We start from the raw sequence: 12,369 nt of genomic DNA, 5'->3' as shown, positions 1-12,369 counted from the left end.
AGACGTTGTTCTCCCCTTTTTCTTCAACTAACGGCGCAGGTTAGTTGAAGAAGAAAATGTAATTAGGTTTGACTGGGAAAATTGTAGATGATATTAAAAAAGACACCGAAGTGTCTTATGTTTTTCAAATTAGCATACCGATAAATTGAAATTTAATTACTTAACATTATGTTTATCTTGGGAGCGAGGTATTTTATCGGTGAGTGTATACAAACCATGTAATGCTTGCTGTTAATAATGCTGACGAAATCAAAGCTGTAAGAACACTATATGTTTGCCAAATAAGTATCGTTGACCAATCGAAAGCACAGCACAGTATACCCAGGGCAATCGTAGCGATCAGGAAAATAACTGTTACGATTATTCTCTTTTTTGTCATTGGCTGCCGCTCATTCGTTTTCCTTCTGCGTAATCCTAAGAGAAATAGCAGAACGGCCAATAGGCAAAGAATAATAGTGATAGACGACAAAATGATATCCAAAAGCTGTGTGCCGCTTATTTCATATGACTGAGTTAGATTGCCGTCTAATATATCTTTAACTTTTAGTACCAGGTTTATATTGGTATTTGCGCCATTGCTCAGCAAGCAGACGGCTGTTCGTTCATTTAGCAGTATGGCTACTTCGGTTCTGAAATTTGGATTGCCCCCAGTGTGTTCTATAATCGTTTGGTCGGCGTTTACCGACCAGCCTGCCGCATAATACATATCGTTGACAGCCGAAACAGACATATCACCCCTATGTGATTTTTCGATAACGGTGTGAAATATTTTGGGTATGTCCTGCACGATACCCATCTGTATGCCCATCCAACGCGCCATATCTTTTGTATTAGAAATGATGTAGCCTGCGGGTTTATTCCCAGCATAATCCGGAGCTTTAAATGGAGTTGTCATAAAAAAGGAAGAACGGTAGCCCTCTGCCAACTGTCCAGTGGCTTGAGCATCTTCTTTATAAACATACGTCTGGTGAAGACCTAACGGCTGAAATACCTGTTCCCTCATAAAGTCTTCATAGCTTTGTCGCGACACAATCTCAATAACCAAACCCAATACGTCATAATTAACGGTTCCATAGTTATACTGTTCACCGGGAGGGAACGCCAATTCAGCATCTACGAGCATTTCCACAGTCTTTTGCAACATATCCGGTGTATGGCCTTGTGGAATATTTTGAGTATGCCTAATATTTGTTAGACCACTGGTATGGTGAAGAAAGTTATTTAGTGTAAGGCTTTGCATATCAACAGGTTTCCCTTGATACTTTAACGTAAACCAAGGTAAATATTTTTGGACAGGGTCAGTCATTGAGAGCAGCCCTTGCTCTTCCAACAGCATAATACCTATTCCGGTAAAAGCTTTACTGACCGAGGCTAACTCATAGAGTGTATTTTCACTTGCAGACAACCCCTTTTCACGGTCTGCATACCCTGAAGAAAAGTAGAACACTTCATCATCAGCAAGTATTGAGATTGACATTCCCGGCACACCTGATATACGACAGGCATCATCTAGCAACGCTTGTATTGCCGCAGATTTCGAATCTGACAACGCATAACTTTGTGTTGCGAATCCTGAGAATAATATAAATATCGTTAATACAAAAACAATAATCTTTTTCATAAATTCTCCTTTTTGAAAAATTATAAGAGAATAATATAAATAACCTACTTTTACAACTACTAAACTAAATTTTAATTTATCTTTCTATTCACTTATATAATATCAAGTATTTGTGAAGAGTTACACTTAAACGAACAGATGCGTTAGTTCAATAAGAAGTAAACAACTTTATTATTCATTTTTTAAGTATTATATAAACAGATGGATGTAATTTGAAACAACTTTAAAGAGCCTTGCTACGTAGAATGTAGTAAGGCTCTTAGCTTTTAATAATCAAAATTCAATAACTTTATTATCATTATACAGCTGGATATATAGTACATACAAATTTGGTGAAAATTCGGGATTATTGCTGTTAGTTCGAAAAGAAGACAATGTTCTTATTGGGCACGCTGGTCTTGTTCAACAAGTAATTGAAAATGAAGAGGAAGTAGAAATAGGGTATTGGATCGCTCGAGATTATTGGGGACAAGGGTATGCAGCAGAAGCAGCGATTGTACTTTGGAAATATGGAAAAGAACATCTAAATAAACATAGATTTTTCGCTTTAATTCAGCCTGAGAATATCGTTTCGCAAAAAGTAGCTAAAAATATAGGAATGGTAATGGAGAAGAAAATAATATTAGGAGGGAAAAGCGTAAACGTATTTTCAATATCATAACAATGTCTTATTGAACTAACTGTCCCATCATTACTGTAGTTCTCCTAATATTTATTACAGATAATACCCTTCTAAAGTGGGGGCTTCTAATAGTTGGAATAGTTCTAGTTAAAAACTTCAGGTGAGCGTTAATTTATTTATTAGAAGTGATTTATTGTTGGAAATAATATAACATTTAAAGTTTGTGAAGGATTTCACTTAAACTAAACCAGCTAATAGATTGTCAATAAAAATCTTTTAAATTAAAAAACACTTCATGCTATACTAAAAAGCGCAACCCAAATAACCCTCCGAATTCAATTTGGAAGGTTTTTGTTGTATTTGAAAATGCTGTAACTACATGGTTTCTTGGAATGGTGTTTTCGTTTTTAAAATCGCATAAATCCAATGTAAAAGCTTATTTGCACAAGCAATAATGGCTACTTTATATGGCTTGCCTTCTTCTCGTTTTAAATCGTAGAAGGCTCGTAATCGCTTATTTCGTGCGATAGTTTCAGGTGTTGTTTTCTTTTTCCGACTATCTCGAATAGAACAACGAACAGCTGTATAAAGCATGTGGCGAAGCCTAGCCGAGCCGCGTTTAGTAATGTGATTTTTCGTGCCTTTAAAGCGACCTGATTCAAACACACTGGGATCTAGTCCTGCAAATGCTACTAACTTTTTCGGATGATTAAACCGATCAATTTCTCCGATTTCTGAAATAATCGTTGCAGCGATTTTTTCACCAATACCGGGAATTGATTGGAGTAATTCATATTCTTCAAGTTGTGCCGCTAACTCATCAATCTCACGCTCCAACGTAGAAAGTTGTTGGTGGTACACTTGAAGTAAATCAATATACATATTCAAACTGACTAGAAGACTTTGATAAAGAGTTGATTGAAATGGATTGCGTTCTGCAGCTCCGATTAATTTTTCCGATCTTTCAAGCGCCCAATTAAACGAACGTGCTTTGCAATGTGTATCAATGAATTGTGCGATCTCTTCTACACCTGCTTCTTTAACTAATTCAGAAGTAGGGTAAGCTTGTAAAGTTTTTATGGAAATCGCAGCGTATAAATCGCCAAAAACTCCTTTGTACTCAGGGAATATTTGATCTAATACGGCTTGAAATTGAAGCTTTGTTTGAATCATAATTCCCGTCATATTTTCATGTTGCCTTGTTAGATGCCGAAGGTTTAATAACTGAACACCACGCTTTTTCTGAGGCGCTAAATCCTCTTTGTAATACAGTTCACCTAAGTGATAAGCATCAATGGCATCTGTTTTTGTTTTTCGCAAGCTAGAACTTTTTGCCCGGTAAGATACCAGTGGATTTACGATAATGACAATGTATTCTCTTGCTTCTAAAAACTGTACAACTGGGGCATGATAGTGACCCGTTGATTCCAAAACAACAGGTGGCTTCATTCCTGTTTGACGCTCTAAATCTAATAAATAAGAGTGTAACTCTTCCAATCCATCCACCGTATGATCAACTTTCACGCTGCTTTTATAGGGCATTTTTTTATTCAAGAACATTTGAACCTGACTTTCACCTTTTGCGACATCCAGACCAACTACTGGATTCATAGTTTATCTCCTCCTAAGGTAGTGTATTGACCGGTAACCTCTATCTAGCTTGTTATTCATATCTTCGCTTGTTATACGAGATCGTAATGTCCCAACCAGCCTAATCATGTGTTAACAAGTAGAGGGCGAACAGTTTAGTTGTCGGGATCAAGTCCCACGGGTGCTTCCGTTCTACCCCGGCTACTATCAATCTATAAATTGAATAAAAAATAGTCAACCAGTTTCTCTGGCTGACCTTATAATACGAACGGGTGCTTTAATGGAGCAACGAAAAAAGCCTAATTTCTTAATTTTAATAAGAAATTAGGCTTTTTATATTTACTCATAGTGCAAAATAGCACTTAATATGGGTGCAAAATAACTCCTAAAGTAACATTCCATGTGTGACAACAGGATCCCGGCCTTCAGAAGTTTCACGAATTTTTGGAGGCCTTTATTTCATAGTTATTTTAAGGGTATTCAGTGAATAAATATTTTATTTTACCTTATTACAAAATATTTCGTCAATAATAAATTTGCAAATTTATTAAAAAATGTTACAATTGTCTTACAATAGGTTTTTTAAATCGTATTTGAATTCCGCTGTCCTTTTTGCAGATAGAATTTGGATACGTTTTTTTAATATCCTTTTTAAGCCCAAGAAAGAAATAAAAACAGCTATGAGAGCTTTAAAGGAAGTTAGTTGAATAAAATTATTAATTTACTATCTAATAGTAACTGTTTTTTCCATAAGGAGGACTAGAATAATGAATCTAATCAATAAGAAAGTTACACACAAGCGTTTTGGCACGGGTAGTATAGTTAAACATAATGATTCTAGTATTGAAATACATTTCGCATCGGAAAATAAAATGTTTGTTTTCCCTGATGTATTTGGAAAGCACCTAAAACTACATGATAAAAGTGATGCTAATTCACTTGAAAAAATAATACAAAAAAAGGAAATGGAACGAAGGGAGGAAGAACGGAAGAAGGAAGAGGAAAAAAAACTACAACGAAAAAAACTCGAACTTCGCTGGGAACACGAAAAACTTATGAAAAACCATAAACTTCATCTCGAATCACAAATGGTTTTTTGGTGTGACACAGAAGAACAGAATAGTTCCTTTTCAGAGTGGGAAGTTTTTTCAGGCGTTTTAAAAAGTGGTAATAACAAAGGAAAGCCAAACAAGCCGAGCCGCTTGCACCAAAATAGCGCTGTCCTATTAACAGCAATAGATTCCGGCATGCCTGAAAAAGACAGACGTATCTTGGGTGTCTATATGGTGAATGAAGATTTTATCGGTAAGCTTTGTGAAGATGGAAATATTCCTGCTCATTCAAAATACAGAATTCAACTTACAGAACAGGAATCAGATCAGCTGCTTTTCTGGCAATATTATATAAATGAAAAATTCCCCGAAAAAATGACATGGAATACAGGTAAATACCGTTATTTTGAAAATACATGGATGGCTCAAATTTTGCTTGATATAGTTTCGTTGAAAAGTGACCCAAATGAACGAGAGTTGGCACAACAATTTTTTAAACATTTTTGTATAATGAATCAGATAACAGCTCAAGAGTTACCAAAGCCTAATGGCGCATTAATGCGTATTTAAACGTTAGCCCAAAGATAATAAGAATGACAGGAGACTGACATATTCTCCTATCTATCACTAATGCCGAACAGTGCCTGGCTCTGTTTGCTAATAAACGTGTGAAGTTAATATAATTATTTATCAAGAACGAATTCTTATTAATGGGATTCATTCTTTTTGGGGTCTCGTCAGATTTATGCGGATTTACAACGTTAAATTTACATTTCCAGTATATCCATACCTTATTTTGGATAATAGTAAGGAATTTGATGAAAATAAAATGTTTTCAAGAGTGAATTTTATTAAGTGCTTTTTTGTACTTTTGGGAATGATTTCGTCTTTTATATGTATGGTATTAGTTGGTTTAATTAAGTGAAAATTTCATTAGCGGAGAACCGTATCATAAGTAAGAACGGTTTTTAGAGGAGTATCATTCACATAAAGAATGATACTCTTTAATTTTAATTTAGAATCAGTCTCTTTAGAAAGAGATATATTGAAATAGCTATTTGTGAATGAATACACTTAAACTAAAGGGTGCTTTACTAAAAGAACTATTCTTAACAAGTAGTGGAAACTAATTTTTAAAAATTATATTTCACTACGCATTTGAAACATATTGTGGAGAAAGGAGTTAATATTATGATTAATGTATATGTGGATGATTTAAGAGATTGTCCTATTGGTTTTGTCGTGGCAAGAACGTTTCAAGAAGCCATTCACTTACTTGAAACTCACGAAGTAGATATACTTTCTCTTGACCATGATTTAGGAGAAGATATACAAGGGAATTTATTGCCAACAGGTTATGACTTAGTAAAGTATATTTGTGAAAAAGGGTTACGGGCAAACAAAATATATCTTCATACGGACAACCCTGTTGGAAGAGAGAATATGTATCAAACACTGCATGGAGCGAAACGAAGAGGTTTCATTGATTCAGATATTGAAATTTACCACTATTCTATTACCGAAAATAAATATACCGAATGAAGTAATACTAAACAGAATGCCCTAATAAAATAAGAAAGTCCTACATATTAGATATGACTAATATGTAGGACCTTTTAATTTTTCTATCTTTTTTTAAATTAGGTCTTGATAATGCGCAGAATGAAGTGCTACTTAATCAGTTTTCATTAGCTAACAAAATATTTCTCAACTACGGTTTCTACGGGTAGTGGTTTGTTATATAAATAGCCTTGCCCTTTTTGACATCGATGGCGTTTTAGAAAATCAACTTGTGATGCTTCCTCAACCCCTTCAGCAACGACCTCTAATCCTAAATTATGAGACATAGAAATAATTGCCTTGATAATTGCTTCATTTTTATCATCTTTTGCAATATCAGCAATAAATGATTGATCAATTTTTATAATGTCTATTGGATAACGCTTTAAATAGCTTAAAGATGAATAGCCAGTTCCAAAATCATCAACCGATACATAAACACCTAGCTGCTTTAATTCAGTTAATATCGAAAAGGTTTCATGAACATTGGTCATAGAGCTTTCGGTAATTTCCACCTCTAATAATTCAGGTGGGACATTATACTTTTTCAAGGCAGTTTTTATTTTTCGAGCAAAGTTTTCTTTTCTAAATTGTTTTGGTGATATATTAACGGCAATTCGTACTGGTCGATAGCCCTTTCGCTGCCACTCTTTTTGATAGCGACACACCTCGTCAATAATCCAATCACCAATTTCAATTATTAAACCTGATGCCTCTGCAATAGGTATAAACTGCGCAGGAGAGACAAAGCCAAATATACGATTTTTCCATCGTAATAATGCCTCAAAGCTATTTATGCTGTTATTCGTTAAATCTATTTGTGGCTGTAAATGAATACTTAGCTCATTAAATTCGATGGCACGGCGTAAATGTGCTTCCATTAATGCCTCATTTGGAAAAATAGTTGTCATATCTTCACGATAGTAACGGTAATGTGAACGCCCATGCTCTTTTACAGAAAATAATGCTTTATCTGCCTTGAGTACAAGTGTTTCTAGATCCTTGCCATCTGCTGGACTAAGTGAAATACCGATCGACACGCTAATAAAATATTCCTGCCCATCAATTATGAATGGCTGTTTTAATGCGTCTAAAATAGCGTTAGCAGTATGTTCAATATTATTGGTGGTTGCATCTTTTAAAACAAATATAAACTCATCACTATTATATCGATAAAGCGAGCATTTGGAGCAACAGAGCTCACGAAGTCTATGACTAAACATTCGCATAAGTTCATCCCCCTTACTTTCACCAAGGGATTCATTAAACTTTTTAAAACGATCAATATCCACTAAAATAAAAGCCGTTTGCTTATTTTCATGCTCATTATCATTTAAATGATGTAGCCAATGCTCCTTAAAAGCTTTACGATTCCAAATACCCGTTAATTCATCCATTAACGCTAGGTAATAAAAGCCCTCATGATCATTCATAAATGAACTGGCGTCTTTCACAAATAGATGTACACCAATAATTTCACCATTAAAGTAGGTTGGATGCGCTCTTAAATAAAATGGTTCATTACTTAGCAGTTTTCCCTTAAACAAGCATTTTGGCATACCAAATGCTGAGCCCTCAATAGTTTTTGCAAATAGTAATTTAAATTCATTGAAATATTTACTCTCTAATAATGAAAAAATATTTTGTCCTATCAAGCACTGATGTTCATTTGACAATAGAGAAGTGGCAACAGCGTTTTGATGAATAATGCAACCTTGTAAATCAGTTGTTAGTACCGGACTTACATGCTGTTTTACAAATTGCAAGTACGGCTCCACTTCATTCTGTTTCTCACGGAGAATAACTGCTACAACTGATTCTTCTAAGTGTTGTACATGAACAACAAATGTTTTTACTTTGTGCTCCGTACATATCTCTAGCCTTTGGTCCATCTTCAATTCTTGTTGCAATATATTCAATAATTGCAGCCAGCTTTGCTCCGTAAAAAATTGTTCGGCGTTAGTAGCTTTCACATCTTGTAGCTCAATAAATAACGGTAGTTTATCGTTAAAGATCATGACTTCAAACGTTTTTGTATCAAATTTTCTCAAACATACAACTGCATCGAATGGATTAAGTTGCATGACTTGATGATAGTCTGCAAATTGCGCTACGCTCTCTTTATATTTTTCCATTGTATCCCTCACTAAATAGCGTGTTCCTTTATTCTTCGTCTAGCGTAGGCTTTAGTGAATCCTTTAGGAAAATTTCCTGACTATTAATTGGATCTTCACTACGATCAAACTCTTTATAATGATATTTTCCATTGGAGTCTTGAATACGAGCTTTTGCTGTATCCTCAAGTTGTTTATTCATGATGTCAATAATACGAGCTTTTGCTTCGCTTGCATATACAGGGAATAAAATTTCTACACGTTTAATCATATTACGAGTCATCATATCTGCAGAAGATAAGTATACTTTATTTTCCCCATTATGATGGAACCAATAAATACGAGAATGCTCAAGGAAACGACCAACAATACTAGTTACTGTTATGTTTTCACTAATTCCAGGGACGCCTGGTCTAAGACAACAAATACCTCGAATGATCAGCTCTACTTTCACACCTGCAATGGACGCCTCATACAGCTTCATCATTAAGTCTTTGTCTGTTAGTGAATTCATTTTAGCTCGAATAAAACCATTTCCATACTTCTTATGGCAAGCAATTTCCTCATCCATTAACTTGATAAATTCATCTCGAATATCAAACGGTGCTACGACTAAATGATTAAATGTTGGTTTCTCAGTATAACCGCTTAAATAGTTAAAGAAGTTAGTGGCATCAATGCCAAATTCCTTATCTGTCGTTATGATCCCCATATCTGTATAAATTTTCGCAGTGGCATCATTATAATTTCCTGTTCCAAGATGTACAAAACGCTCAATTTTTCCATTTCGACGACTTACAACAAGCGTTATTTTCGAGTGTGTTTTTAAATTATTCATACCGTAAATAACAAGGCAGCCAGCTTGCTCTAGTTGCTTTGCCCAATGCACATTATTTTCTTCATCAAAACGTGCTTTCAATTCAACTAAAACCGTTACCTGTTTACCATTTTCCGCTGCGAACTTTAATGCTTGTATAATTGGTGAATTGCCACTTACTCGATATAATGTTTGTTTAATAGCTAAAACGTTCGGATTAACGGCTGCTTCGGAGATAAAATCTACGATTGGAACAAACGACTCATATGGGTGATGGAAAAATATATCTTGTTGCAGAGCTTTTTCAAAAATATTTTCATCCGATTGCAAATCTAAAGGTGGCTGTGGAATAAAGCTTTCATATTCTAAATGTTCTCGACCAACAGATATGCCTTTTACAAACGAGAACATAAATGTTAAATCTAACGGTCCATCTATATGAAAGACATCCGTTTCTTCAATTTCAAATTCATCTAGTAAGTATTTAAGTACTTCCTCGCTCATCTCACCCTCACGAACTTCTAGACGACTGCCTACTCCCCATTTACGTTTTTTCAGCTCTTTTTCGATTTCTACAAGTAAATCCCTTGCGCCTTCCTCGTGAATTGTTAAATCAGCATTACGTGTTAAACGGAAAGCCTGTGCTGACTTAACACTGTAACCATAAAAGAGCTTTTCTATATGCGCTACAATCACGTCTTCTAATAAGACGATCACGGTCTCTCCGTCCGCTGATGGTACTTTAATGTAACGATCTAAAACAGATGGTACTTGGACAATGGCCACCTTTTCACGATTCTCTAAATCTGTTTCATCTTGCTCTAATAAAACAAGTAAATTTAATGTTTTACCAAACAAAGTTGGGAAAGGACGATAAGCATCTACAGCTACGGGTGTTAAAACAGGGAAGATGGTTTCTGCAAACATTTCATTGACAAATGCTTTTTGTTTACTATTTAAGTCTTTGATGTCAGCAATATGTACATTATGTTGTGGCAATAAATCATATATTAAATGTCTGTATACTTCAGTTTGTCGGCGTACTAATGCCTGAGTTCGCTCTGCAATTTTCGCTAATTGCTCTTTTGGTGTTAAGCCCGACTTGTTTTCAGGTTTATGGAATCCTGCGCGTACTTGATCCTGTAGACCTGCAACACGCACCATGAAAAACTCATCTAAATTCGAACTAAATATTGCTAAAAATTTCAGACGTTCTAACAGAGGATTATTGACATCCTCCGCTTCCTCTAAAACCCGTTCATTAAAGGCTAGCCAGCTTAATTCACGATTATTATAGTATTGCGGCTTAGCAATTTCCTCTAGTAATCGGCCTTGTATTTCTGTTAATTCCTCTTTTTTTAACTGGTTGTTAGTAACTTCAGTTGTCATTATTATTCAACCCTTCTTCAATAAAGTTTATTTTTATAGGAATCTTTAGTGCACGTTCTAGATGTTTTTTATGTCGGTTTGCTTGATATTTTTCAGCAGCAGCGTTATTTTTTACGTAAATGCTAAGCTGCACATAATCCTCTTCTGTCTGTATCTCAATGGCATGTACAATCTTTCTTTTGGATACATTTAACGCATAGACAAATTTTAAAAGTGCGCCAAAGTCTCTTATTTTACGATACTCCTCACGACTCATCCATTCTGTAAACGGAGCAGCAAATCGTTGATAATAATCTTTATTTTTATACGAGGCTAACAGTGCTAATTTCACACGCTCCTTATGATTTAGCCCATCAATAGATTGGTTTGCAATTAAATAAAAGGTATGCTGGCTTGCAGAACTTAACTCAATATACTCTCCAATATTAAAAACTTTCGACGCTCTCGTTAATAATTCCAAATCTTTTTGATTATATTGTGAATAGCCAAGATGGCAACATTCACGGTACAATTGATCCGTTAAATTCATCAAATAGTCCACTTCATCTTCAGTTCTACCATACTGACGAGCCAATCTTCTAGCGTTTCCCTCAAACACATTGTACTTATCAAATGCACTTTCATCTGTTTGCAAAATTCGCTGTATAATAAGTCCCTCACGTAATCCGTTCTTTGTTATCTGGAACGACTCACTGCCAACAACCTCCATTAATACACTGAAAACCTCTAATGCAGGGACAATGATATCGGCACGATCCGCCGAAAGCCCATCTAACTGTTTCAATTCATTAAAGCTTAAATTACCTAAAAATACACTGAGCTCCTCTAAATTTTCCTTAGTCATTTCGTAACCATGTACACTTGCGATTGGATATGCAAGCTTTTGTTGATGAATTTGAGCAACATTTCGGGCACTACCACCAATAGCGATAATTGGTAAGCCAATATCCTGAATCCAAGGAAGTGATTTAAACTGCTCTTTTATAAATGCAATGAGTTCTTTTTTTTCACTGCCATTGATAATATCGCCCTTTACAAATCGTTGCTTTAAAGAAACTGTACCAAAAGGAAAACTGTGAGATTCCTGTAGTTCCTTATTTTTAAAAAGCGTTATTTCGGTACTACCACCACCGATATCAATCGTTACAGCAGACTTTGTACCGCTTGAATGTGCCACAGCAACAAAGCCATAATATGCTTCTTCTTCTTCAGTTAAAAGCTCTATTTGAATGCCTGTCCGTTCCTTCATTAAGGTAATAATTTCTGCTCTATTTGTTGCCTGACGGATTGCAGCTGTTGCAGCCGCTTTCACATCAGTTACTTCAAAATCATCAAGCATTGCTTTAAAAGTCATTAATGTTTCTGTTAATACTTGTATTCCTTCTTCAGACATTTCACCGGAGGGCTGTAAATATGTACGTAAACGTGCAACTGTTTTAATATTTCCAATCTCACGAAGTCCCTCTTCTTTATCGTATTGATACAATACTAATCGAATGGTATTTGAGCCAATATCAATGATAGCTGTTTTTAATTCGTTCAAATAATCACTTCCTTAACATGTACATGCATATTATTATTGGTTCTACATCAAATGTTGAGGC

General features: G+C 35.2%; 8 protein-coding genes. 3 read left to right on the top strand and 5 right to left on the bottom strand.

The window, feature by feature from the left end; genetic code table 11:
* Nucleotides 1-193: 193 nt before the first annotated feature.
* The gene (locus ACVWXS_RS03490) at nucleotides 194-1,621 is read right to left on the bottom strand and encodes a serine hydrolase domain-containing protein (RefSeq protein ID WP_456956074.1); all 1,428 of its coding nucleotides are present in this window, start codon (nucleotides 1,619-1,621) and stop codon (nucleotides 194-196) included.
* 283 nt (nucleotides 1,622-1,904) lie between these two features.
* Between ACVWXS_RS03490 and ACVWXS_RS03485 the strand changes: the two genes are divergently transcribed.
* Nucleotides 1,905-2,282 (top strand): GNAT family N-acetyltransferase, encoded by a 378-nt coding sequence (locus ACVWXS_RS03485; RefSeq protein WP_456956166.1) that lies wholly within the window; start codon nucleotides 1,905-1,907, stop codon nucleotides 2,280-2,282.
* 336 nt (nucleotides 2,283-2,618) lie between these two features.
* Here ACVWXS_RS03485 and ACVWXS_RS03480 read toward each other — a convergent pair whose 3' ends face one another.
* Complete coding sequence (locus ACVWXS_RS03480; RefSeq protein WP_456956072.1) at nucleotides 2,619-3,854, bottom strand: IS110 family RNA-guided transposase; 1,236 nt, start codon at nucleotides 3,852-3,854, stop codon at nucleotides 2,619-2,621.
* 746 nt (nucleotides 3,855-4,600) lie between these two features.
* On the opposite strand from ACVWXS_RS03480, the gene ACVWXS_RS03475 reads away from it, so the two are divergent.
* Together ACVWXS_RS03475 and ACVWXS_RS03470 are read left to right on the top strand one after the other, a co-directional pair.
* Nucleotides 4,601-5,455, top strand: a complete 855-nt coding sequence (locus ACVWXS_RS03475) for a malate synthase (RefSeq protein WP_142509792.1) — start codon at nucleotides 4,601-4,603, stop codon at nucleotides 5,453-5,455.
* Nucleotides 5,456-6,076: 621 nt separating this feature from the next.
* Nucleotides 6,077-6,427, top strand: coding sequence for a cyclic-phosphate processing receiver domain-containing protein (locus ACVWXS_RS03470; protein ID WP_456956070.1), 351 nt, complete (start codon nucleotides 6,077-6,079; stop codon nucleotides 6,425-6,427).
* A gap of 146 nt (nucleotides 6,428-6,573) precedes the next feature.
* On the opposite strand, the gene ACVWXS_RS03465 is transcribed toward ACVWXS_RS03470, so the two are convergent.
* The 3 genes from ACVWXS_RS03465 to ACVWXS_RS03455 are packed head-to-tail and all read right to left on the bottom strand — an operon-like array spanning nucleotide 6,574 to nucleotide 12,308.
* Nucleotides 6,574-8,580 carry an EAL domain-containing protein gene (locus ACVWXS_RS03465; RefSeq protein ID WP_456956068.1) on the bottom strand — a complete coding sequence of 669 codons (2,007 nt, stop codon included), beginning with the start codon at nucleotides 8,578-8,580 and terminating at the stop codon, nucleotides 6,574-6,576.
* Nucleotides 8,581-8,608: 28 nt separating this feature from the next.
* Nucleotides 8,609-10,765 carry an RNA degradosome polyphosphate kinase gene (locus ACVWXS_RS03460; protein ID WP_368636912.1) on the bottom strand — a complete coding sequence of 719 codons (2,157 nt, stop codon included), beginning with the start codon at nucleotides 10,763-10,765 and terminating at the stop codon, nucleotides 8,609-8,611.
* A complete protein-coding gene (locus tag ACVWXS_RS03455; protein ID WP_456956066.1) occupies nucleotides 10,755-12,308 on the bottom strand; it encodes a Ppx/GppA phosphatase family protein in 1,554 nt (517 codons plus the stop codon). The genes ACVWXS_RS03460 and ACVWXS_RS03455 overlap by 11 nt, the downstream gene beginning before the upstream one ends.
* Nucleotides 12,309-12,369: the final 61 nt, after the last annotated feature.

The organism is Lysinibacillus sp. TE18511 (genome assembly GCF_054062295.1).
Note: the sequence above shows the minus strand (reverse complement) of the source record. Positions and strands in the feature narration are given on the sequence as shown.